Consider the following 24,240-nt stretch of genomic DNA (forward strand, 5'->3'; position numbering starts at 1 on the left):
CTCTCCGCCGTTACCCGCTCCAGACTCTGTACCGCAGCCGATCGATTCGGATCGACGCGATCGTTCGCACGCTTTAGCCCTGTAGCACCCTCCGCTCCCCCTCCCTTGTATCTAACATTAGGTAGTGATTAGCTACCACTACACGGAAGCAGAATGCGCCTGGCCCTTCCCTGAAGATCAGTTATCTCAGTAACTGAATCTTGCTTTGCAGCTAACAGGCCTCTGCTTCCCCTTTCACGCCAGCACAGTACGTTGAACGGTTACCGGGAGCTCGACTCCGAATGAACAAGGCGAACAGGCGTGACGGTTAATGTGAGAGGAGAATGATTATGTTTCCTGTAGGCATAGACGTAAGTAAAGCGACGCTGGACCTGTGCATGCTGTATGACGGCATGCAGGGTCGAATTAAAACGAAGAAGATCAAGAATGATAGCAGTGCTTCACTCGCTATCTTTGCCTGGCTCAGGCGTCAGCATTGCGGGCCGGAAGACATTCACTTTGTGATGGAAGCCACGGGTGTCTGTCACGAAAAACTGGCCACGGCGCTGCATGACGCCGGTGGATATGTGTCGCTGGCCAATCCCCATCGCAGCCGTGAATTTGCCCGGGGGTTGGGGATCCTGACTAAAACGGATAAGGTGGATGCATACATGCTGGCATGCTATGCACTGCTTAAAAAACCGCACCGATGGATACCCCCGGCCCCCGAGATACGCCACCTTAAAGCGCTCCTTCGTCGCCGTGATGTTCTGGTCAGCGATGTCGTCCGGGAAAAAAATCGTATGGAAAAGTACGAGAGCACCGACACGCCGGCAGAAGTAATCAGCTCATCGCTACACATGTTGCAGGTACTGATGCAGGAGGTGAAGGATACCGAAAAACTCGTCACCAGGCATATTCTGGCACATCCTGACCTTAAGCGTGATTATGAACTTTTGACGTCTATTAAGTCTGTTGGCCCACAGCTGGGTACCCACATGCTGGTTGTGTTGCGAAGTCATGACTTTAAATCGGCAGAGCAGGCAGCATCTTACCTGGGCGTAGTACCGGTCGAGAAACGGTCAGGAACGTCAGTGCGGGGGCAGGCAAGAATGTCTAAGATAGGTCCGCCACAACTCCGGGCCAGACTCTACCTGTCTGCGCTGTGTGGAAAAACTCATAACCCCAGGATGCGTAATATCTATGATCAGCTGTGCCTCCGGGGCAAGCCTAAAATGGTGGCGATTGGCGCCCTGATGCGGAAACTGGTTCACTGGTGTTACGGGGTGCTATGTTCAGGCAGAGAATTTTCGTTCACCGGCTGAGGCCTCGAGACAGCCTGATATACAAATTTGTGGGAAAACCAAAAACGATCCTACGTTAGGCCTGTTTCATCTGCAGTTTTAACGTGCAGTGCTCAGCAGACGTTTCCATACTGATTATTTAACATCAGAAGTACGTATATTGGCTATAATAATTCCATTATTCTGGAAATATAGTTTAAAGAGGTATTATGGACCTGGACATTGCAGCCAGCGCGTTAAAAGAGCTCGGCCATCCTACGAGGCTGGCCGTTTACAAAATGCTGGTTAAGGCCGGACACCGCGGACTGCCGGTCGGTGATTTACAGAAGCAGCTGGATATACCAGCATCAACGCTTAGCCATCACCTTTCAGCGCTGATATCTGTCGGGCTTATCCGTCAGGATCGTCAGGGCCGCACGCTGTTTTGTCTGCCACAGTATGAGCGACTGGAGCAGTTGCTGGCCTTTCTCGTCGAGGAGTGCTGCAGCGGGGATAATGGATGTAGCCTGACCCTGCCAACAAAGTTAACAGAGAGAACCGAATGAATCTGATGGATATGACGCTACCCAATATCGATGCTGATCTGCTTGATGCACCGATTACAACCGCAAAACTGGCCACTGACGAGCCAGCCCACGCCCCGCGTATATTGATGCTGTACGGTTCAGTTCGCGAACGCTCTTTCAGCCGGTTATCCACGGAAGAAGCTGCCCGCCTGCTGACGGCGATGGGCGCTGAAGTCAGGATTTTCAATCCATCCGGGCTGCCACTTCCCGACGACGCCCCTGAAACACACCCTAAAGTTACTGAACTGCGCGAACTGGTGCTGTGGTCTGAAGGCATGGTGTGGTGTTCACCAGAGCGCCATGGCGCAATGACCGGCGTGATGAAAGCGCAGATTGACTGGATCCCACTTTCAACCGGAGCGGTGCGGCCGTCGCAGGGCAAAACGCTGGCGGTGATGCAGGTCAGCGGCGGCTCTCAGTCATTTAACGCGGTTAACCAGATGCGCATTCTTGGCCGCTGGATGCGCATGATCACCATCCCTAACCAGTCCTCCGTGGCAAAAGCCTGGGCGGAATTCGACGAAGCGGGACGGATGAAGCCCTCGGCATATTACGAGCGCATCGTGGACGTGATGGAGGAATTGATAAAGTTCACTGTTCTGACGCGCGGTCGCAGCGATTATCTGACCGATCGCTACAGCGAGAGAAAGGAGAGCGCGGAGCAGCTCTCAGCCAGAGTTAACCAGCGCAGCATCTGAAAAAAACCGGCGTTACGCCGGTTTTCCTTTTCATTATGTCTGATTACTGGTTGACGCGTATACCGTCCGCGTCAATCACCACTTCACCATCTTCCTTGGTGAATGGGCCTTTCTGCGGGGCAGGCAGAATGTCCAGCACAACTTCGGAAGGGCGGCAAAGCTTCGTTCCCAACGGCGTCACCACTATCGGACGATTGATCAGAATCGGGTTAGCCAGCATGGCATCCAGCAGCTGTTCATCAGAAAAGCTGTCGCTGGCGAGTCCCAGTTGTTCATAGGGATCAGTGTTTTTACGCAGCAGCGCCCGCACGCCGGTTCCCATCGCTTCAATCAGCGCCTGCAGAGTTTCACGTTCAGGTGGAGTTTCAAGGTAATGAATAACGGTAGGTTCCGCACCGCTGTTGCGGATCAGCGCCAGCGTATTACGCGAGGTGCCGCAGGCGGGATTGTGATAAATAGTGATGTCAGACATGGTAAAACCTCGTGAAATGGGGCTGCATACGCCGCCCCGGATTATCATCAGACAGACAGGCGCAGCGCGAGCGCTGCAAGCGTAACGGTCAGTACCGGCAGCGTCATGACGATGCCGACCCGGAAGTAGTAGCCCCAGCTGATGCGGATGTTTTTCTGTGACAGTACGTGCAGCCACAGCAGCGTTGCCAGGCTGCCAATCGGCGTGATTTTCGGTCCAAGATCGCAGCCGATGATGTTGGCGTAAATCATTGCCTCACGCACGACACCCTGCGCAGCGCTGGCATCAATGGAAAGTGCACCAATCAGCACCGTTGGCATGTTGTTCATGACTGATGAGAGGAGTGCGGTGAGATATCCGGTTCCCATCGCCGCCCCCCATACACCGGAAGTGGCAAAATCGTTAAGCAGCCTGGTCAGATATTCCGTCAGTCCGGCATTACGCAGTCCGTAGACCACCAGATACATGCCAAGTGAAAACACCACTATCTGCCAGGGGGCGTTGCGCAGCACTATGTGGGTATCGATCACATGGCCGCGCCGTGCGACCAGCCAGAGGATCAGCGCACCAATGGCTGCAACCAGACTGACCGGCACGCCGAGCGGCTCGAGCGCAAAGAACCCCGCCAGCAGCAGAACGAGGACTACCCATCCGGCGCGGAAGGTGCTGATATCACGAACGGCCTCACGCGGCGTTCTGAGCTTAGCCTCATCATACTGCGCGGGGATCTCCCTGCGGAAAAACAGGTGCAGCATGGCAAGAGTCGCCAGCACCGAAGCGATATTGACCGGCACCATGACCGAAGCATAATCGCTGAATCCCAGATGGAAAAAATCAGCTGAGACGATATTGACCAGGTTAGACACGATTAGCGGGAGGCTTGATGTATCAGCGATAAATCCCGCCGCCATCACGAACGCCAGCGTTGCACCCCGGCTGAATCCGAGTGCGAGCAGCATAGCAATCACGATCGGTGTCAGGATCAGCGCCGCGCCATCATTAGCAAACAGCGCTGCTACCGCCGCTCCCAGCAATACAATATAGGTGAAAAGCATCTTTCCGCTGCCGCCGCCCCAGCGAGCTACGTGCAGCGCCGCCCACTCAAAAAATCCTGATTCATCCAGCAACAGACTGATGATGATCACCGCAATAAACGTGGCCGTTGCGTTCCAGACAATCTGCCAGACCACGGGAATATCACCGATATGAACCACACCGGTTACCAGCGCCAGCGCGGCTCCGGCAACTGCGCTCCATCCGATACTGAGCCCGCGTGGCTGCCAGATAACGAGTATCAATGTAAAAATAAAAATTGAACCTGCCAGCAGCATGCTACCTCCGTTTTTAAGTCTTGAAAGCCTTCAAACACATTCGTTAAAATGAATGTGTTTGAGTAAATTTTTTTACAGGCAGACAGCCCTGCCGTTGGTTGTGGCATGATCCAGCTGCGTATGACCGGCCAGTTCACGAATTTCGTCACGCTGGCTCAGCCACGCCTGCTCGATGACAGAAGCCGCCCATACTGGCATGTGTGGTGACAGGCGGTAATGGATCCACTTTCCGTCCCGTCGGTCGCTGAGTAATCCGCTGGATCGGAGCATTGCTAGGTGGCGTGAAATTTTAGGCTGAGGTAGTTTCAGTGCCCCTGTGAGTTCACACACACAGAGTTCTCCCTTTTCTTTGAGAAGCAGCACCAGCGTCAGGCGTGTTTCGTCTGAAAGGCTTTTAAACAGTTGTAGTGAAGTCAGAGCTAACATGTTTCCTCACGGCTCAGGGAAATCCAGAGATCTGTTCAAGAGCATAGAGCAAAAACACATTCACTTAAAGGCATATGTATAACGGATTGTAATTCAATCCTCCGCTGAGTGTTGTGCCCTCAAGCCAGGCAGGTATGCACAACCTGCCTTCTGTATGCCGCGTCAGCGGCATGGAGGCGCCAAATGAACTTGCATATAGTTAAGAGCTTAAACGGCGCCGTACGCCCGGCGTAGCCGGTTACAGGGCTGTAAATGCCTGCCGCCCATACCCTCTCCCTGCCAGGCCTGACAAGCGTTCTGCAACGAAGAATCTCAGGTAATCCCGTCAACCCCGGTGAGCGGGCTTTACGGCGCTTGCGACGTGAAGGGCGTGATTTCCGGGGCCTTAGCGCCGGCAGCTTGCTGCCGACGCTTAGGGGGATGTACACCTAAACTTTAAGCGACTTGTATGGAACTTAACACAGTAGCTGATAACCTTATTAAGCCGGCAAGCCGTCTTATTCCGCCGATTAATCCAGCAATCAGGCCAGCCGTTGCGCAATTTGCTGGTATTGTTGCGCAAAGAGTTTTTATAATGCTCTGCACTTAATTAATCACATAAAAAGAGTGCCGACATGATCGATTCCCAGCTGCCCCTTACCGATATTCATCGCCATCTTGACGGCAATATCCGCGCACAGACCATCCTCGATTTAGGCCGTGAGTTTAATCTGACCCTGCCCGCCAGCACGCTGGAGCAGCTTCGCCCGCACGTGCAGGTGATGGAGACCGAGCCGGACCTGGTCAGCTTCCTGAACAAGCTGGACTGGGGCGTGAAGGTGCTGGGTTCGCTCGACGCCTGCCGCCGGGTGGCGCTGGAGAACGTCGAAGACGCGGCGCACGCCGGCATCGACTACGCCGAGCTGCGCTTCTCCCCCGGTTATATGGCGATGACCCACAACCTGCCGGTAGCGGGCGTGGTGGAAGCGGTGATCGACGGCATTAAAGCCGGCGTGGCGAAGCACAATATCGACGTGCGCCTGACAGGGATTATGAGCCGCACCTTCGGCGAAGACGCCTGCCTGCGCGAGCTGGACGCGCTGCTGGCGCACCGCAGCGGCATTACCGCGCTGGACCTGGCCGGTGACGAGCTGGGCTTCCCCGGCGAGCGTTTCCTCAGCCACTTTACCCGCGCGCGTGACGCCGGGCTGCGAATTACCGTACACGCCGGTGAAGCGGCAGGCGCGGCGAGCATCTGGCAGGCGATCCGTGAGCTGGGCGCCGAACGCATCGGCCACGGCGTGAAGGCGATTACCGATCCGGCGCTGATGGACTATCTGGCCGAACACGGCATCGGGATGGAGTCCTGCCTGACCTCAAATATTCAGACCAGCACCGTCGCCTCACTGGCACAGCACCCGCTGAAGGCGTTCCTCGATCACGGCATTCTGGCCACCATCAATACCGACGATCCGGCGGTTCAGGGCATTGAGATCGCCCACGAGTACCAGGTGGCCGCCCCGGCCGCCGGCCTGAGCCAGCAGCAGATGCGCACCGCGCAGGAGAACGGCCTGAAAATCGCCTTCCTCAGCGACGCCGAGAAAGCGGCGATTCGCAAACGCGTGGCGGATCGTCAGGTTTAGCCTTCATTCACCCGGCGCGGCGGGTGCCAGGTCTCCTGTGCCACCAGCGCGTCGTGTGCGTCGAGGCTGCGGCGGCGGAAATCGCTGGGGCTGACCCCGACCCGCTTACGGAACACCCGTGAGAAGTAGAGCTGATCGTCGTAGCCGACCTCGCGGCCGATGCTGGCGATCGGCTCCTGAGTGGTCTGCAGCAGCAGCCGGGCGCGGATCACCCGCTGATCTTCCCGCCAGCGCAGCAGATTAACCCCCATCTGTTCGCGGAACAGGTGCGCCAGGCGCGATGGCGACAGGCAGACGTGCTTCGCCACGTCCTCAATTTTCACCTCGGCCGCCAGGTTGCGGGTGACAAACTGGCAGGCCTCCACCACCCGCGCGTCGCGGATCTGCTGATGGCTGCGCGGGTCCTCCTCCACCGCGCGCAGCAGCAGCCGCTCCAGCAGGTTCATCGCCAGCTCTTCGGCAAAGCGCCGCCCGGAGTTGTGCGTCTGCTCAATGCCGGCAAACAGCCGGTCAAACTCCTCGCGCAGCGACTCCGGCAGCCGCAGGCGGCCGACCCCCTGGCCGTTATCCTGCCACTGCAGCCAGTCGTTCCAGTAGGCGCGCGGGCGGAAGTAGACCCAGCGGTGGTGCCAGGCGTCGCTGCCCGGCGAACGGCCGTAGAGGTGCGGGGTCTGCGGCTGAAACAGCAGCAGATCGCCCGGCTCGCAGTCAAACTCGGTTTCGCCGTCAAACACCTGGCCGCGCCCCTTAATGGTCAGGTTAAGGATATAGCCCTTCATGCCGTGCGGACGGTCGATAAAGAAGTCGAGCGGCCCGTCGGCGGCGATCGGCGTCAGTCCTGCTACCAGCCAGGCACCGAACTGATAACCGGGCAACAGCGGGTTGGACTGCGCCACCGGGGCCAGACGATGATACATAGCGCCTCCTTAATCAGGCCTGTTTGGCTTTCTGTTTGTAGCGGTCGAAGACCACCGCCGCTAACAATATCAGACCGCGCACCACGTACTGTGAGAACGGCGAGATATTGAGTAAATTCATCGCGTTTTCAACGGTGCCGAGGATCAGTACCCCGGCGATCACGTAGGAAATTTTACCGATGCCACCCTTCAGCGACACGCCGCCGAGCACGCAGGCGGAGATAACGATCAGCTCATAGCCCAGCGAGGTCATCGGCTGGCCGCTGGTCATGCGCGAGGCGAGGATAATGCCCGCCGCGGCTGAGACCAGTCCGGAGAGAATAAAGATGATAATGCGGGTGCGTACCACCGGCACGCCGGCCAGCCGCGCCGCCTCTTCGTTACCGCCGATCGCCAGCGTGTTGCGGCCAAAGGTGGTTTTATTCAGCAGGAAGGCAAACAGCGCCAGGGTGATGATGGTCAGCCACACCGGAGCCGGTACGCCCAGCCAGCTGGCGTAGCCGAGGGCGAAGAAGCGTTCGTCTTCGATGCCCACCGCCTTACCGTCGGAGAAAATATAGGCCAGACCGCGCACGATCTGCATGGTCGCCAGGGTAGTGATCAGCGCATTAATCTTAAGCTTTGCGATGACAAAGCCGTTAACAAAACCGCAGGCAACGCCGAGCAGCAGCCCGGCCCCCACGCCGATCCACAGGCTTTCGCTGAGGTTGATCACCACCGCGCAGGTGACGCCCGCGCAGGCGATCACCGAGGCCACCGACAGGTCAAAGTCGCCGGAGGCGAGGCAGAACAGCATGCCGCAGGCGACCATGCCCGACATTGAGATCGCCAGCCCCAGCCCCTTCATATTGATCAGGCTGGCGAAATTAGGCACAAACAGCGTGCAGGCCAGAAACAGCGCGGCGAACACCACCAGCATGCCAAAGTTGTCCCAGATGCGTCCGAGGCTGAAACGCTTCGCTGCCGCTGGGCCGGAGGTCGTGGTTACAGACATAGTTTACTCCTGAATTCAGGCCACCCGGCTGGCGGGTTTGGCGGTTTTAGGCATGGCAAGGCTGAGGGTCAGGGCTTCGGTGGCGTCGTCGTGCGCCAGTTCGCCGGCAATTTCACCTTCGCGCATCACCAGGATACGGTCGGCCAGCCCCATCACCTCCGGCAGATCGCTGGAGGCAAACAGCACGGCAATGCCGCGTTCGGCCAGCGCGTAAATCAGCTGGTAGATCTCGTTTTTTGCGCCGACGTCGATGCCGCGCGTCGGCTCGTCGAGCAGGATCACTTTCATCTCTTCCGACAGCCAGCGGCCGAGGATCGCCTTCTGCTGGTTGCCGCCGGAGAGGTTCATAATCAGCTGCTCTGCCGACGGGGTACGGATCTTCAGCGACCTGATATGCTCACCGGCGTTGCGCGCTTCCCAGCGTTTGTCGATCAGCCCGCTGGCGGTGAGGTTGTTGCGCCGCGCGCTGATGTTGATGTTGTCGCGCACCGAGTGCACCGGGATGATGCCGTCCGCCTTGCGGTCTTCCGGGCAGAGCATAATGCCGGCGCGGATCGCCTCAATCGGCTCGCGAAGCGTGACGTTGTCACCGTCAAGCTTCAGCTGGCCCCCCGTCAGGCGGGTGGCACCGAACAGGCCTTTCATCAGCTCGCTGCGCCCGGCACCCACCAGGCCAAACAGGCCGACGATTTCGCCGGCGCGCACGCTGAACGAGACAGGGCAGCGCACGCCCTTCGCCTGCACCGCCTCCAGCTGCAGCCTTACCTCGCCGTGCGGGCGCGGCCGGTAGCCGTAGATGTCGCCGATGTCGCGGCCGACCATCGCCTGCACCAGCTGGTCGTGATCGGTGGTGGCCATATCGGTAAAGGTGCGCACGTAGCGGCCATCCTTAAACACGGTAATCGCGTCACTGAGGGCGAAAATCTCCTCCATGCGGTGCGAGACGTAGAGCACCACCCGCCCTTCGGCGCGCAGCTGACGGATCACCCGAAACAGCTGGTCGATCTCGCGGGCGGAGAGCGAGCTGGTCGGTTCATCAAAGGCGATCACCCGCGCGTTGCGCGCCAGCGCCTTGGCGATCTCCACCATCTGCCACTGGCCGAGTGACAGATACTTCAGCGGCAGGTCCGGGTCGATATCCATACCCAGCGCCTGCAGCTGCACCCGCGCGTCGGCGCGCAGGCGGGCATGGTTCACCAGCCCGGCGCGCTGTGGCAGCTGACCGAGGTAAATATTCTCGGCGACGGTCATCTCCGGCACCAGGTGCAGCTCCTGGTAGATAATCGCCACGCCGGCGTTGAGCGCCGCCACGGTATTGGGGAACTTCACCGGCTGCCCCTGCAGCCGGATTTCGCCGGCGCTGGGCTGATAGCTGCCGCTGAGGATCTTCAGCAGCGTCGATTTGCCGGCACCGTTTTCGCCCATCAGCGCGTGCACCTGTCCGGCATGACACTCAAAGCCAATATCCTGCAGCGCCTTAACGCCCGGGAAGGTTTTGGCAATGCCGTGAAAGCTGAGATAAGCAGGTTGTTGTTGCATAACCACTCCAGCCAGAATGCGGGTTGCCCCGCCGGTACCTGACGCGGCCTTGTATAGCCGCGCGTTGCGTATTGCTTCAGCTGACCGTCTGCCGTGATGCGCAGGCGTTCAGCTGAAGCGCTTTATCCGTTCTGCCCGGCCCCGGGCAAACCGGCTGGCGTGTGACCCGGCCATAATGTGACAGGGTCACACACCCCCTCTTACATCAGCCCTTTTTTCGCCAGTTCGGCTTTAAAGTTGTCGCGGGTGATCAGCACCACGTCGGTGACTTCGGTGAATTTCGCCGGCTCGGTGCCGCTGGTGACCCAGTCATGCAGCATCTTAATGCTGCGGTAGCCATGCACGTCCGGGCTTGGCAGCAGCGAGCCGTAGAAACCGGTGGCCTGGCCTTTCGACAGTTCGCTGACCGCATCAACGCCGTTGATGCCGATGCCGATCACGTTGCTGCCCTTAAAGCCCTGGCCTTCGGTGGCGCGCACGCCGCCCAGCACGGTGTTGTCGTTCATGCCGACGATCAGCCAGTTTTTCACTTCCGGGTGCTGCACCAGCAGCGAGTTGCCGGCGTCAAACGCGCCGGGGATATCGTTAGATTTGGTCGGGATCTGGTAGATCTGCTTCTCCGGGAAACCGGCCGCCTTCAGCGCGTCCATCGAGCCGCCGGTGCGGCGACGGGCGGTGTCCAGCTCGTTGGCGGTAATCGCCATCACCGCGGTCTCTTTCACGTCCCAGCCGCGCTTCTGCATCTCTTTGTACAGCTCCTGGCCCTGACGCTCGCCGATTTTGGTCGCCGCCATCATCACCAGCGGTACGGTGTCCATCGGTTTGCCTTTGGCGGTGACGAACTGATCGTCAACGGCGATCACCTTCAGGTTATAGCTGCGCGCCTTGGCCATAATCGCCGAGCCGAGTTTCGGGTCCGGCGTACAGATCACAAAGCCCTTCGCGCCGCTGGCGGCCAGGCTGTCGATGGCGTTCAGCGTTTTTTCACCGTCCGGCACAGCGATTTTAATCACCTCAAAGCCCAGTTCCTTACCGGCCTTGTCGGCGAATTTCCATTCGGTCTGGAACCACGGCTCCTCCGGCTGCTTGACCAGAAAGCCCAGTTTCATGGTTTCGGCGATAGCGGATTGTGACATAACGGCGGCGAAACCAATCGCGGCCAGCGTTTTAGTGAATTTGTGCATGAGGCTCTCCGGCTCAGTGCCCGCATCAGCGGGTTTGTGTAAACGGTATCAATCGGATGAACGAAATTTTTTACGCCTGCAAACATTAGGTTATCCCGATGCCGACGGCCTGACGGTGCGGGGATGCGCTAGTTTTAGCCGCTGGGGAGAAATAATTTGTAGAGCGTTATCACATCGCGGGATTACAGCTATTTTGTCCATGCATTCAGCCGTTTTAACCGCCACGTAACATTTGAAGCCGGTCACATAACCCGTCGATACGACAGAAAAGTGCATATTTGCAGCCAGCGATGCCTAACGGCTTACGCCCAGGTTTTCCAGGATAGAGGCAACCTTTTCTCGTCTGTGGAGAACCCCTATGCATCAGGATGCGATTACCCTCGGCCTCGACTTTGGCAGCGACTCGGTGCGGGCGCTGGCGGTGGAGTGCCGCAGCGGTCGCGAGCTGGCCAAACACGTGGTGGCCTACCCGCGCTGGCAGGCCGGGCGCTACTGCCGGCCGGCTGATAATCAGTTTCGCCACCATCCGCAGGACTATATCGACGCGCTGGAGCAGGCCATTCGTGACGTTGTCACTCAATTAAGCCCCGCGCAACGCGCCAGCGTGGTTGGCATCGGCGTCGATTCAACCGGCTCCACCCCTGCCCCAATCGACCGTGAAGGACGGGTGCTGGCGCTACGGCCGGAGTTCGCCGATAACCCCAACGCGATGTTTGTGCTGTGGAAGGATCACACCGCCATTGAAGAGGCGGAGGCGATTACCCGCCTGTGCCACAGCGGCGAGTTTGCCGACTACTCGCGCTTTATCGGCGGCATTTATTCCTCGGAGTGGTTCTGGGCGAAAATTCTGCACGTCAGCCGCGCCGACGGCGCGGTGCGTGAGGCCGCCGCTTCCTGGGTGGAGCTGTGCGACTGGGTGCCGGCGCTGCTGAGCGGCACCACCGCCCCAGCAGTTCTTAAACGTGGCCGCTGCGCCGCCGGGCACAAGTCGCTGTGGCACCCGCTGTGGCATGGGCTGCCGGAGGCGCGCTTCCTTGAGGCGCTGGATCCGCTGCTGACCCGCGATCTGGACTATCCGCTGTTTAACGATACCTGGACCGCCGATCGCCCGGTCGGCCAGCTGACCGCCGAGTGGGCGGAACGGCTCGGGCTGCCGCAGACGGTAACCCTCTCCGGCGGCGCGTTTGACTGCCATATGGGCGCCGTAGGTGCGGGCGCGAAGCCCTATACGCTGGTTAAGGTGATCGGCACCTCCACCTGCGACATTCTGATCGCCGACGCCGACCGCGTGGGCGAGCGGGCGATTAAGGGCATCTGTGGCCAGGTGGACGGCAGCGTGGTGCCGGGAATGATCGGCATGGAAGCCGGCCAGTCGGCATTTGGCGATATGTACGCCTGGTTCAGCCGCCTGCTGGGCTGGCCGCTGCAGCAGGCCGCGGTGCAGCAGCCCGAACTGCGCCCGCAGCTGGAGGCGCTGCAGAAGGGGCTGCTGGAGCAGCTGACCGCCGCCTGGGCCGCCGATCCGCAGCTCGATCACCTGCCGGTGGTGCTGGACTGGTTTAACGGCCGCCGCACGCCGTTTGCCAACCAGCGCCTGAAAGGGGTGATTACCGACCTGAACCTCGGCACCGACGCCCCGACGCTGTTCGGCGGCTTTATCGCCGCCACCGCCTTTGGCGCGCGCGCCATTATGGAGTGCTTCGAGCAGCAGGATATCCCGGTCGAACAGGTGCTGGCGCTCGGCGGCATCGCGCGTAAATCGCCGGTGATCATGCAGGTGTGCAGCGACGTGATGAACCGCCCGCTGGATATCGTCGCCTCCGACGAGTGCTGTGCGCTGGGGGCGGCAATCTTTGCCGCCGTCGCCGCCGGCGTCTACGCCGATATCCCCACCGCGCAGGCCGCAATGGCCAGCCCGATTGAGCGCACGCTGCAGCCCGACGCCGCACGCGTGGCCCGTTATCAACAGCTTTATCAACGTTACCTTGAATGGTGTGAACTGGCTGAACCACAGTTTGCCCCGCAACCGTCGTCCGTCAGTTAAGGAGTGGTCTTTATGTCCCAGCATGTATGGTTTGTGATTGGTACCCAACATTTATACGGCGCGGAAACCCTGCGCCAGGTGGAGCAGCACGGTCAGCAGGTGGTCGACGGCCTGAATCAGAGCGGCGCACTGCCCTTCACCCTGCGGCTGAAGCCGCTGGTCAAGAGCCCGGACGAGGCGCTGGCGCTGTGCCGCGACGCCAGCCACGATACCCAGTGCCTGGGCGTGATTACCTGGCTGCACACCTTCTCGCCGGCCAAGATGTGGATCGGCGGGCTGGCGGTGCTGACCAAACCTCTGTTGCAGTTGCATACCCAGTTCAACGCGGCGATCCCGTGGGACACCATGGATATGGACTTTATGAACCTGAACCAGACCGCCCACGGCGGCCGCGAGTTCGGTTTTATCGGCGCGCGGATGCGGCTGCCGCATCAGGTGGTGACCGGCCACTGGCAGGATGCCACGACGCAACAGCGCGTGGCGCAGTGGATGCGCGGAGCCGCCGCGCTCCAGGCCAGCCAGCAGCTGAAGGTGGCACGCTTTGGCGACAATATGCGGGAAGTGGCGGTGACCGAAGGTAACAAGGTTTCGGCACAGATCCAGTTTGGCTATTCGGTCAACGGCTGGGGCGTGGGCGATCTGGTTGAGGTGGTTAATCAGGTGTCGGACGGCGACGTCAGCGCGCTGATCGATGAATATGAGAGCCGCTATACCTTCTCCGCCGTGGCGGCTGCGGGCGGCGAGAAGCGCCAGCACGTGCTGGACGCGGCGCGCATTGAGCTGGGAATCAAACGTTTCCTCGACGGTGAAGGCTGCCGCGCTTTTACCACCAATTTCCAGACCCTGCACGGCATGAGCCAGCTGCCGGGGCTGGCGGTACAGCGCCTGATGCAGCAGGGTTACGGCTTTGCCGGTGAAGGTGACTGGAAAACCGCCGCGCTGCTGCACATCTTCAAGGTGATGGCGGGCGACCGGCCGGGTGGTACGTCGTTTATGGAGGATTACACTTATCACTTTGCGCCGGGCAACGATCTGGTGCTCGGCTCACATATGCTGGAGGTGTGCCCGTCGATTGCCCGCGAGGCGAAACCGCTGATTGACGTGCAGCCGCTGGGCATCGGTGGTAAGGCCGATCCGGCGCGTCTGATTTTCTCTGCGCCGGCCGGCCGTGCGGTCAATGCCAGCGTGATTGACCTTGGCGATCGCTTCCGCCTGCTGGTGAACGTGGTGGATGCTATCGATCAGCCGCAGGCGTTGCCGAAGCTGCCGGTGGCCCGGGCGTTGTGGAAGGCGCAGCCGTCGCTGGCGACCGCGTCGGAGGCCTGGATCCTCGGCGGCGGCGCGCACCATACGGTGTTCAGCCAGGCGCTGACGGTGGAGGATATGCGCCTGTACGCCGAGCTACACGGTATTGAGGTGGTGGTGATCGATGAGGAGACCACCCTGCACGGCTTCCGCGATGCGCTGCGCTGGAACGAGGCGTACTACCGGTTGAATCAGCGATAAGCTGCGGCTGGTGATTAAGACGAAACCCACCTTGAGTGGGTTTTTTTATCCCTTTCTCAGATCGGTTACTCTTCTGGCTATGATGTTGCTGTTTAAGGGCATCGCTTAGCGTATCGGTGCCGGGTGCGGCTATTCACGTTGCTGTTTTAAGGGCATCGCTTTTTGTTTATGCGCCGGGTTCGGCCGCTGGCGACAGAACGCCGGGACGCCGTTAATTTTTTAAAGCCCAAAAACCGGGCTTTAAAAAACAATCCATCCCTGGAGGCTCGGATGCCGCATCCGTGCGGCATACGCCCGGCTAACCTGCTCGCCAGCGGCCTTCCTTGTAAGCTATTGTTTTGCTGTCTTAAAGGCATCGCTTCATATACTGGTGCTGGGTTCGGCCGCTGGCGACAGAACGCCGGGACGCCGTTAATTTTTTAAAGCCCAAAAACCGGCTTTAAAAAACAATCCATCCCCGGAGGCTCGGATGCCGCATCCGTGCGGCATACGCCCGGCTAACCTGCTCGCCAGCGCCCTCCCTTGTAAGCTATTGTTTTGCTGTCTTAAAGACGTGGCTTGTTAACGTCAGCAACGGTTAGCTTTGCGACTGGACGTTTTTGCCCGATAATCTCGCCATACTGCATTCAGGGAAGGTAATCCCCCCTGATATCGCACAAGATAAGACCATTAAACGCCACCTGCACACGCTGCCGCAGTCAGCTTTTCCTCGCCCCAATGTTCAGATTTAGGGTCTGGTGGTAGCGCAACGTATTTAGCAAGGAGAGTAAATCACCGTGAGTGAGAACAAGATTATTACCGTAGCCGCGGCGCTTATTACCGATCGCGCTGGCCGCTATCTGCTGGTCAGAAAGCGCAACACGCCGTACTTTATGCAGCCAGGCGGCAAACCCGAGCCGGGCGAAACGCCGCAGGCGGCGCTGGTGCGTGAGCTGTGGGAGGAGCTGTCGCTGGAGGTGGTTCTGGCAGACCTGACGCCGTTAGGGCGCTTTGAAGATCGCGCCGCCAACGAACCGGGCCACAAGCTGATTGCCGATATGTTTGCCTTTACCACCGCACAGACCGACTTTAGTCCGGCGGCCGAAATCGAAGAAGTTATCTGGTTCGATCCCCGCCAGCCCGGCGAAGTAATACTGGCCCCCTTCAGCCGCAGCCAGTTAATGCCCGAGGCGTAAATACTCTTAATAGCGGATTCTAATACTGCTACACTTTTGCCAGACCATATCCGCTTACGGGGAACGGACTTGCTGTTGTCATAAAATGGCAAATCTTTTTCAGCAGTCGCCACATCGAACGGCACTGATGGTTTCCGGTAAGGGCCAGCGTCATCCGCGTCCTGGTGGCAGAGATTCAAGACCCTCAAGGCCATACAATGTGAACCCGTTAATCCAGCGTCCGACGGAAGAACGTGCACAGCAGAGCATTCTGGCCACGACACTGACACGTTCGCCCGGTGCAACATCAGCATAGCTGATTTGCCCTTTTGCCCTTTTGCCTGTTTCCGGGATGCTCGTGTATTCGTATGCTCATATGCTCGTGTGCCTGTATGCGGGATAGGTTGCGGGCGGTGGCAATGGCCAGCTTATTGTCCGGTGCGCGATGATGGTCGCTCGGCATACTGGCTTTTCTGAAGCGCCAGCAGCTCAGCATATTCGCCGTTCAGCGCTTCCAGCACCTGAGGCGGGCCTTCCTCAACGATCCTTCCCGCCTTCATCACCACCACCCGATCAACGTCTCTTACGCTGCCCAGTCGGTGGGTGACCATCACCGCCGTTTTTCCGGCCATAATAGTGCCAAACTGGCTGAACAGTTCGGACTCAACGCGCGGGTCCATTGCGCTGGTGGGTTCATCGAGAATCACCAGCGGGCGATCGGCGTAAAACGCTCGTGCCAGGGCCAGCCGCTGCCATTCACCACCCGACAGCTCGGTACCGTCAAACTCTTTGCCGATTTGGCTGTCAATACTTAACCCTTCAGGTAAAGTAAATTGCGCCTTTTGACAAGCGACAGAGACTTTTTCAGATGTAATATGTGTGCTTAAATCCCCTATAAAAACATTTTCCTTAATTGTTAAATTATAATGTCCAAAATCCTGGAAAATAGCGCTAATTGTTGAATGCCATTCCTCTATGTCAATTTCATTGATATCTATGCCGCCTATCGTAATTCTGCCTTGATCTGGAACATATAATCTACAGAGTAACTTTATTAAAGTGCTTTTTCCTGCTCCATTCTCCCCTACAATAGCAATGTGATCGCCTTGCATTATTTTCAAGTTAACGTTATTAATGCTCACTTTATCTTTATGATATGAAAAACTAACGCTCTCGAATTTTATTGTTTTGTTGTCTGGTATTTTTTTGCATGGAAACATTTTGGGTGTGCTGTGTTTTTTTTCCAGGATCATTAGCTTTTCGAAAAAAGAAAAGCAAATCCCAAGATTACTAAATGAATACACCATCCATTGGCAAGACAGACCAAAAAGTCCTATAGATTGTATGGTTCCCAGTAATCCACCTGTGGATATATCACCTTTTGATATATATTCAGAAAACCAAAACATCACACCCATGGCAGATATGAAGTAGAGAAAATTCCATTTTTGGGGGCGGGTAATCTGACCTTTTCTAACCTTATCAAGATCTTTATCAATTAAATCAAAAGACTCGCGGTGTTTATTTATGAAGAAACCTGATAGGTTAAATAATTTGATCTCTTTAGAGTGCCTAATGTCAATGGCTGTAGAAAAATAATAACGAATTAGTCTTGATGTGATGCCTTTTCCAAGCAAAACTTTAAAAATATCCAGTTGAGATTGAGCCACAGATACCGTGACGGGAATTGCAGGTAATAGAAGTGCAAGCGGCAACCACCATGCTACACTAGCTAATACTAAAGACATTGATAAGAGAGTTAAAGAACCTCTTAATATATCAACAAGGTTAACCAATAGGTTTAATGGACGGTGTGAGGCTTCCTTAGATAAAACCTCAAGCTTGTCATGTATTTCATTGCTCTCAATGATTTTTAAATCTTGAATTCGAGATATTGCCAACATGATTTTATGTTGTGTTAATTGCGTTGACTTTTGATTAAGAACACTCTGTACTGTACTTATTACAGGTGCGATAATTCCAGGAAAAATAAAAGTGAATGCCCATATCAGACAAGCTATTAGTAGTTGGCTGTGAGAACCATGGCTGACAAGATTTCCTAAATGAATACTTGCCATTACACTTACTGTTGGTATCAAACCTTGAATTGTGACCATAGCTATAAATAACATTGATAGCCTGGGGTGAGATATCAACAAAAGTCTTAATGAATATTTAAAAAGTTGAATCTTTTCTCTGTTTTTCATAATGCCTCCTTTATTTTTATAGGGTTTTCATGGTTAGCTATTATTATTTTATCAAAATGATGTGGCTTTTTTATTTTCATTCTAATAATGTCCTTTTTTTCACACTCGAAGAATGCGGAAACTATTTTTGCAAAATAAGATTTTTTATTGTATTTCATGATTGCATTTTTCAATTTGTTTTTTTTCAAGACATTGATGCTATTGGTTGAAATAAATGTCATATTCCTGGAGAAAAATGCATAAGAAAGAACATTATGAGAATTTGCGTGCTTTTCTGTAATCATCTCACACAAACTATTGTGAGGTAGCCAGCTTTTTTTAGATGCATGAAAAATGTGGCACAAAACATAGATGTTTTTATATTTGCATTTTAAAATAGTTGTTAGCAGAAGAAGTTGTCATCAATGCTTTCTAAAGCATTACACACGACATCCTCTGCGTTTATGCTCTTGGAATCCCATCCATGATCGCAGGTTCCACTAGCACAATCTTTTCCGCTGTTAGCCATATACCCACGAATTTCCTGAATCCTGGATTCTCTGACCTCGATGATTCTTTCCATAATACTATCTCCTTAATTAATTATTGATGCTGCCATCAGTATCAATTCTATCTTCTTATTAATTCCGTCAGATTGAAATGGTATTAATGTCCATATTTTGTAGTCAGGTGTCATGAAGAACTTTTATTCTGACTTATCCTTGCGTGTTATTGTTTTATTTAAATCTTGAGCAAATACAATCAATTGCATTTTATCTGTAGTAATTGAATTATTTTTAATGTGAATTTTTTTATTGAAGTAGCTTTTTTACTAAAATATCTTTTAAAAGTCACTAATAAAATTCAAGCACGGGTTGTTAATTTTGGCACTTAGTGAATAAATTATTAGCACCTGTGTTAAAAGCACCATTCACTTTTCGAGATCTTCCGGAATACTGATTATGTCCATGGAGGAGATCGCCATGCGCAAAGCACGATTCACCGAACACCAGATCATCGCCGTTCTGAAGTCCGTCGAAGCCGGACGTACAGTTAAAGATGTCTGCCGCGAAACCGGGATCTCTGAGGCCTCGTATTACAACTGGAAAGAGAAGTTTGGCGGTATGGAAGCTTCTGATATCAAAAAGATGAAAGACCTCGAGGATGAAATCTCCGGCTGAAACAGATGTTTGCTGGTCTGAATCTCGAGGATACAAAGGATGTACCCGACCGAGCGCAGGGATAATGAGATGGACGCTCCAACCTTGCGGCATCAGATGTGCCAAAGTGCGAGTGTTAACTCTCAGCTGAAGGAGCGTCCAAATGAAAGTATCTACTCTTGGTATCGATCTGGCAAAAAACGTTTTCGTTCTCCATGGCGTCGATCACAACGGCCAGACCGTCCTCAAAAAAAAGCTTACCCGCGCGAAATTTGCCGAGTTTGTCATCAGACTGGAGCCCTGCCTTATCGGAATGGAGGCCTGTTCATCCAGCCATCATTTTGCCCGACTTTTTCTCAGCTACGGCCATCAGGTAAAACTGATGCCGCCACAGTACGTCAAGCCCTATGTAAAAACCAACAAGACGGATGCGGCCGACGCCGAAGCCATCTGCGAAGCCGTCACTCGCCCTAACATGCGTTTTGTTCAGGTGAAAACGATGGAACAACAGGCCGTACTGGCGCTGCATACGGAACGGGACATGCTGGTTCGCGAGCGCGTTGCGTGTACTAACAGCCTGCGGGCTATGCTGGCGGAGTTTGGTTTTGTTATGGCAACGGGGAAAAAGCCTTCGACCAGGGCGTTCCCGACATTATCGAAGATGCTGAAAACTGGCTTTCACCCTTCGTTCGTGCCAGCGCTTCCCGGCAAATGACCCATATCCATGCGCTGACAGAGCAGCTGTCGCTGATTGAGCATCAGCTGAATGCGTGGGCAGCAACGAAGGAGGCCTGTCAACGCATGACGAAAATCCCCGGCGTCGGTCTGCTGACGGCCACGTATCTGGTGGCATCCGTTGGAAACGGCAGGCAGTTCGGTACGGCAAAACAGTTTACAGCCTGGCTGGGCTTAACGCCGCGGGAGCATTCCAGCGGGGGTAAACAACGGCTGGGCCACATCAGTAAGCGCGGGGATGGCTACTTCCGCTATCTTCTGGTTCACGGTGCCCGCGCCGTCGCATCGGTCATTGAACGCCATAAAGAAGAGATGCCGTGGCTTGACGCGCTGCTGAAGCGCAGGCACCACAATGTCGCGGTGGTGGCCCAGGCCAGTAAAACGGCGCGGATAATGTGGTCGATGCTGGTACATGACACAGAGTATCGAACCCCTGCGGTAGCCTGAAGCGAGTTCAGGCCCTGCCGGGGCTCATAACAGAGTACAACGCAGTCCGGAAATTGCTGGTGTAATCAGAGAGATGGTAAAACAGGTAAGACCGCAGGTGAGGCAAACCGGTTACACGTAGGGCACTATAGCCCGTAGAGGATGATTGGTTCTCACCTGGCGGATTTCATCATGGTTCGGGGCGTTGAAAGCCCCATCAGAAACCGGATATATGGCTGCATTTACCGATTTTACATCTTACTGAAAAACGCCTTGTTCAACCGGGAGCGTCCATATACGGTGTAGCGGGTCCGCGTTCCGGATTACCCCGATAAGCCAGGCACCCGATCCCAAAGCGACCAGGCCCCAAAGCCAAAAAAGGGGAACGATCCTTAAATCGCCCCCCTTTCCCATGCCAGCAACGAAAGAACTACCCCGCCGCCCCCGAATTAAGCCGCTTCACCGGCGCATTCTGCTGCCTGTCCCACATCACCGACAACACGCGCTGCAGCGCAATAAAGGCAAACAACAGCACGCCAATCGCAATCTTGGTCCACCACGAACTCAGCGTGCCGTCAAAATTGATCCACGTCTGAATCAACCCCTGAATCAGCACGCCAAACAGCGTCCCCAGCACCGTACCCACCCCGCCGGACAACAGCGTCCCGCCAATCACCACTGACGCAATCGCATCCAGCTCCACCCCCATCCCCGCCAGCGCATACCCCGCCGACGTATAAATGGAGAACACAATCCCGGCCAGCGTCGCCAGCGCCGACGACAGCATATAAATACGCACCGTGGTACTACGGGTGGAAATCCCCATCAGCTGCGCCGACGTCGCGTTGCCGCCGATGGCATACACCTGATTACCAAAGCGGGTGCGGTGCGCCACTAAAATACCAAACACCACCACCGCCAGCATAATCACCGCCAGCAGACTAAGCCGCCCGCCGCCGGGGATCTTCCACGCCATCGACGACAGCGTGCCGTACAGCGGATGGTCGATCGGCAGCGAAGATTCAGCCACCAGATAACTGCAGCCGCGCAGAAAGAACATCCCTGCGAGGGTAATAATAAACGCCGGGATCTTCAGCGCGTCGATCAGCCAGCCCATAAAGGCACCAAACGCCGACCCCATCCCCATCACCAGCGCAAACGCCAGCCACGGGTTCAGGTTATAGTCGCCAATCGCCCGCGCCAGAAACACCCCGGTAAAGGCGATCACCGCCCCCACCGACAGATCGATACCGCCGGAGAGGATCACAAAGGTCATCCCGACCGCGATAATGCCGAGAAAAGCGTTATCGGTCAGGATATTGGCGATCACCCGCGTGGAAGCGAAGCCGGGAAACTGGCTCAGACAGAACAGATAGCCCGCCACAAACACCAGCAGGGTAATCATTAAGGGTAAATGACGTTTAATCACGGCGTGGCCCTCGCTTGAACAGTTGAATAAATCGTGGCGACTGCAGCAGCAGTACCGCCATTACCACCACCGCTTTCACCACCTGATTCAGCTCGGGCGGGAAGCCCGACAGCAGAATACCGGTGTTCATCGCCTGAATAATCAGCGCGCCGATCAGCGACAGAAACAGGTTAAAGCGCCCACCCATCAGCGACGCGCCGCCGATCACCACCGCCAGAATGGCGTCCAGCTCCAGCCACAGCCCGGCGTTGTTGGCGTCCGCGCCGCGGATATCCGCCGCGACGATTAAGCCTGCCACCGCCGCACACAGCCCGCTCAGCAGATAGGTGCTCATCACCACCAGCCAGCCGTTAACGCCGGCGTTGCGCGCCGCGCGCAGGTTAATGCCCACCGCCTCGATAAACAGCCCCAGCGCGGTTTTTCGCGCCAGCAGCCACACCAGCAGCGCCAGCCCGAGGGTGATCCACAGCGGCACCGGCAGCCACAGCAGCGTGCCGCTGCCCAGCTGCGCCAGCGCGTCGTTGTTAAAGGTGACGATCTGCCCTTCGGTAATCAGCTGCGCCACGCCGCGCCCGGCCACCATCAGGATCAGGGTGGCGACGAACGGCTGGATTTTCAGCAGCGCCACCAGCACGCCGTTCCACAGCCCGCACAGCAGGCCGCTGCCGAGGGTAACCAGAATGATCACCGGCAGGCTGTGGCCGGCCACGGTCAGCGTGGCGGCGGTGGCCCCGGCGATAGCCATCACCGCGCCCACCGACAGGTCGATACCGCCGGTGGCGATCACCAGCGTCATGCCGATGGCAAGGATCGCCACCGGCGCGGCGCGGTTAAGGATGTCAATCGGGCTGCCAAACAGCCGCCCGTCCTGCAGGTGGATAGCAAAGAAGTTGTTTGCCACCAGGCTGTCGATAATCAGCACCAGCATCAGCGCGGCGATCTGCGGCAGCCCCGGCGGTAGTTTACGTTTGCGCATCGGCGTTTTCCCCGGCACCAGGTCTGTTTCAAGCATGCTGCTCCCCTCCTGCGGCGATGGCGTTAACAATTGCCGCCACCGACAGCTGTTCCAGCGGGATTTCCGCCACCTGCTGGCGATCGCGCAGGATCACCACCCGATCGGCGTAACCGACCAGCTCTTCCAGCTCGGAGGAGATCACCAGCAACGCCAGCCCGTCGGCACACAGGGTTTCGATCAGGCGGATAATTTCGGCGTGGGCACCAACGTCGATGCCGCGCGTCGGTTCATCAAGGATCAGGAACTGCGGTTTGGTCACCAGCCAGCGCGACAGCAGCACCTTCTGCTGGTTGCCGCCGGAGAGCAGCTGCACCGGCTGTTCGGCGTCCGGCGTGCGGATGCCGAGGCTCTTAATAAAGCGGTCGGCGATCTGCTGCTGTTCGGCGCGCGGCAGCGGCCGCAGCCAGCCGCGCTGCGCCTGCAGCGCCAGGATAATGTTTTCGCGCACCGAGGCGGCACCGATAATGCCGTCGGTTTTGCGATCTTCCGGGCAGAACCCCATGCCGAGGCGCGACGCCTGGCCCGGCGAACGCAGCGTGTGCGGCTGGCCTTTAATCAGCGCCGTGCCGCTGTCCGCGCGGCGGATGCCGAACATCAGTTCGGCGGTTTCTGTGCGGCCGGAGCCGAGCAGCCCGGCCAGGCCCACCGCTTCACCCGGCCTTACGCTCAGGCTGAACGGGGCCAGCGTGCCCTTTTTGCCAAAGTCTTTAAACTCCACCACCGGGCGTTCGCTTTTAAGTGTGCTGCCGGCCCGCTGCAGCGCGGTTTCCATCAGCTCGCGCCCGAGCATCAGCTTGATCAGCTCGACGCGCGGCAGCGTGGCGGTGTCACGGGTGGCGATAAACTGGCCGTTGCGCAGCACGGTAATGCGATCGGTAATGCGGTAGACCTGGTCGAGGAAGTGGGTAACGAAAATCAGCCCCATCCCGCGATCGCGCAGCTGTTTCATCAGCGTGAACAGCATTTCGACCTCTTCCGCGTCGAGGCTGGCGGTGGGTTCATCGAGGATGAGCACTTTAGCCGACAGGTCCACTGCGCGGCAGATGGCGATAATCTGCTGCATCGCCACCGAGAAGTGCCCGAGCGGACGGGTGACGTCCAGTTCGAAGCCATACTCCTGCAGCAGCGCGGCGGCGCGACGGTTGAGGGTTTTACGGTCAATCAGACCGAAGCGTTTCGGCTCGCGGCCGATAAACAGGTTATCCGCCACCGACATGTTCGGCAGCAGGTTCACTTCCTGGTACACGGTGCCAATGCCCAGCTGCTGGGCCTCGGCGGTGCTGCGTGGGTCGATCGGCTGCTGCTGCAGCGCAAGGGTGCCGGCGTCACGGCTGTATACGCCGGTCAGCACCTTAATTATGGTCGATTTACCCGCGCCATTTTCGCCGAGCAGCGCCATAATCTCGCCCGCACGCAGCGAGAACGAGACGTTGTCCAGCGCTTTCACGCCGGGAAAGGTTTTGCTGACGCCGCGAATATCCAGCAGCGTCGGTGCCGAGTTCTCGATGGTCATACGCCTGCCTCAATACGAGAAAAGCCGCCCGGCATCGGGC

19 protein-coding genes and 3 pseudogenes are annotated in these 24,240 nt (G+C 56.8%); 9 read left to right on the forward strand and 13 right to left on the reverse strand.

Going from position 1 to position 24,240, the window contains the following annotated elements:
- Positions 1-329 precede the first annotated feature (329 nt).
- The 3 genes from ASF13_RS21430 (at position 330) to arsH (ending at position 2,547) form a co-directional block, all read left to right on the forward strand.
- Positions 330-1,304, forward strand: a complete 975-nt coding sequence (locus ASF13_RS21430; RefSeq protein WP_056241533.1) for an IS110 family transposase — start codon at positions 330-332, stop codon at positions 1,302-1,304.
- Between the two features lie 188 nt (positions 1,305-1,492).
- Positions 1,493-1,828 carry a helix-turn-helix transcriptional regulator gene (locus ASF13_RS21435; protein ID WP_056241537.1) on the forward strand — a complete coding sequence of 112 codons (336 nt, stop codon included), beginning with the start codon at positions 1,493-1,495 and terminating at the stop codon, positions 1,826-1,828.
- Positions 1,825-2,547, forward strand: coding sequence for an arsenical resistance protein ArsH (gene arsH, locus ASF13_RS21440; RefSeq protein WP_101505621.1), 723 nt, complete (start codon positions 1,825-1,827; stop codon positions 2,545-2,547). Before ASF13_RS21435 ends, arsH begins: the two co-directional genes overlap by 4 nt.
- A gap of 43 nt (positions 2,548-2,590) precedes the next feature.
- Here the strand turns inward: arsH and arsC are convergent, their stop codons facing one another.
- The 3 genes from arsC to ASF13_RS21455 form a co-directional block, all read right to left on the reverse strand.
- Positions 2,591-3,019 carry an arsenate reductase (glutaredoxin) gene (gene arsC / locus ASF13_RS21445; protein ID WP_056241541.1) on the reverse strand — a complete coding sequence of 143 codons (429 nt, stop codon included), beginning with the start codon at positions 3,017-3,019 and terminating at the stop codon, positions 2,591-2,593.
- 47 nt (positions 3,020-3,066) lie between these two features.
- Complete coding sequence (locus ASF13_RS21450) at positions 3,067-4,350, reverse strand: arsenic transporter (protein ID WP_056241544.1); 1,284 nt, start codon at positions 4,348-4,350, stop codon at positions 3,067-3,069.
- Positions 4,351-4,422: 72 nt separating this feature from the next.
- Positions 4,423-4,776: a metalloregulator ArsR/SmtB family transcription factor gene (locus tag ASF13_RS21455; RefSeq protein WP_056241548.1), complete on the reverse strand. Its 354-nt coding sequence runs from the start codon at positions 4,774-4,776 to the stop codon at positions 4,423-4,425.
- Between the two features lie 614 nt (positions 4,777-5,390).
- Here ASF13_RS21455 and add point away from each other — a divergent pair.
- Positions 5,391-6,398 (forward strand): adenosine deaminase, encoded by a 1,008-nt coding sequence (gene add / locus ASF13_RS21460; protein ID WP_056241551.1) that lies wholly within the window; start codon positions 5,391-5,393, stop codon positions 6,396-6,398.
- Here add and araC read toward each other — a convergent pair.
- From araC to ASF13_RS21480, 4 genes are all read right to left on the reverse strand, one after another.
- On the reverse strand, positions 6,395-7,315 hold the full coding sequence (gene araC / locus ASF13_RS21465; protein ID WP_056241554.1) for an arabinose operon transcriptional regulator AraC: 921 nt from the start codon (positions 7,313-7,315) through the stop codon (positions 6,395-6,397). The two genes, add and araC, sit on opposite strands and share 4 nt — an antisense overlap.
- Positions 7,316-7,328: 13 nt before the next feature.
- Complete coding sequence (gene araH, locus ASF13_RS21470; RefSeq protein ID WP_056241558.1) at positions 7,329-8,309, reverse strand: L-arabinose ABC transporter permease AraH; 981 nt, start codon at positions 8,307-8,309, stop codon at positions 7,329-7,331.
- A 15-nt stretch (positions 8,310-8,324) separates the two neighbouring features.
- Positions 8,325-9,848: an L-arabinose ABC transporter ATP-binding protein AraG gene (gene araG, locus ASF13_RS21475; protein WP_056241559.1), complete on the reverse strand. Its 1,524-nt coding sequence runs from the start codon at positions 9,846-9,848 to the stop codon at positions 8,325-8,327.
- Positions 9,849-10,048: 200 nt separating this feature from the next.
- The gene (locus tag ASF13_RS21480) at positions 10,049-11,032 is read right to left on the reverse strand and encodes an arabinose ABC transporter substrate-binding protein (RefSeq protein ID WP_056241562.1); all 984 of its coding nucleotides are present in this window, start codon (positions 11,030-11,032) and stop codon (positions 10,049-10,051) included.
- Between the two features lie 358 nt (positions 11,033-11,390).
- Here ASF13_RS21480 and ASF13_RS21485 point away from each other — a divergent pair, with 358 nt between their 5' ends.
- The 3 genes from ASF13_RS21485 (at position 11,391) to ASF13_RS21495 (ending at position 15,757) form a co-directional block, all read left to right on the forward strand.
- Complete coding sequence (locus tag ASF13_RS21485; RefSeq protein ID WP_056241564.1) at positions 11,391-13,076, forward strand: ribulokinase; 1,686 nt, start codon at positions 11,391-11,393, stop codon at positions 13,074-13,076.
- A 12-nt stretch (positions 13,077-13,088) separates the two neighbouring features.
- Positions 13,089-14,582, forward strand: coding sequence for an L-arabinose isomerase (araA, locus tag ASF13_RS21490; protein WP_056241567.1), 1,494 nt, complete (start codon positions 13,089-13,091; stop codon positions 14,580-14,582).
- Positions 14,583-15,358: 776 nt separating this feature from the next.
- Complete coding sequence (locus tag ASF13_RS21495; RefSeq protein ID WP_056241568.1) at positions 15,359-15,757, forward strand: NUDIX domain-containing protein; 399 nt, start codon at positions 15,359-15,361, stop codon at positions 15,755-15,757.
- 153 nt (positions 15,758-15,910) lie between these two features.
- On the opposite strand, the pseudogene ASF13_RS23870 reads toward ASF13_RS21495, so the two are convergent.
- From ASF13_RS23870 to ASF13_RS25110, 3 genes and pseudogenes are all read right to left on the reverse strand, one after another.
- Positions 15,911-16,056: pseudogene (locus tag ASF13_RS23870) on the reverse strand (helix-turn-helix domain-containing protein); the annotation flags it as partial.
- Positions 16,057-16,164: 108 nt separating this feature from the next.
- Complete coding sequence (locus ASF13_RS21500) at positions 16,165-17,943, reverse strand: ABC transporter ATP-binding protein (RefSeq protein ID WP_235515093.1); 1,779 nt, start codon at positions 17,941-17,943, stop codon at positions 16,165-16,167.
- Positions 17,944-18,325: 382 nt separating this feature from the next.
- Positions 18,326-18,505: a hypothetical protein gene (locus ASF13_RS25110; RefSeq protein ID WP_056241577.1), complete on the reverse strand. Its 180-nt coding sequence runs from the start codon at positions 18,503-18,505 to the stop codon at positions 18,326-18,328.
- Positions 18,506-18,905: 400 nt separating this feature from the next.
- Between ASF13_RS25110 and ASF13_RS21515 the strand changes: the two are divergent.
- Positions 18,906-19,147: pseudogene (locus tag ASF13_RS21515) on the forward strand (transposase); the annotation flags it as partial.
- 98 nt (positions 19,148-19,245) lie between these two features.
- Positions 19,246-20,264: pseudogene (locus ASF13_RS21520) on the forward strand (IS110 family transposase).
- Between the two features lie 409 nt (positions 20,265-20,673).
- Here ASF13_RS21520 and yjfF read toward each other — a convergent pair.
- The 3 genes from yjfF to ytfR are packed head-to-tail and all read right to left on the reverse strand — an operon-like array spanning position 20,674 to position 24,200.
- On the reverse strand, positions 20,674-21,672 hold the full coding sequence (gene yjfF, locus ASF13_RS21525) for a galactofuranose ABC transporter, permease protein YjfF (protein WP_056241579.1): 999 nt from the start codon (positions 21,670-21,672) through the stop codon (positions 20,674-20,676).
- Positions 21,665-22,684: a galactofuranose ABC transporter, ATP-binding protein YtfT gene (gene ytfT / locus ASF13_RS21530; protein WP_056241581.1), complete on the reverse strand. Its 1,020-nt coding sequence runs from the start codon at positions 22,682-22,684 to the stop codon at positions 21,665-21,667. Before ytfT ends, yjfF begins: the two co-directional genes overlap by 8 nt.
- A complete protein-coding gene (ytfR, locus tag ASF13_RS21535; protein ID WP_056241584.1) occupies positions 22,677-24,200 on the reverse strand; it encodes a galactofuranose ABC transporter, ATP-binding protein YtfR in 1,524 nt (507 codons plus the stop codon). Before ytfR ends, ytfT begins: the two co-directional genes overlap by 8 nt.
- Between the last annotated feature and the right edge of the window lie 40 nt (positions 24,201-24,240).

This window comes from Erwinia sp. Leaf53, from assembly GCF_001422605.1.
Classification (GTDB): domain Bacteria; phylum Pseudomonadota; class Gammaproteobacteria; order Enterobacterales; family Enterobacteriaceae; genus Erwinia.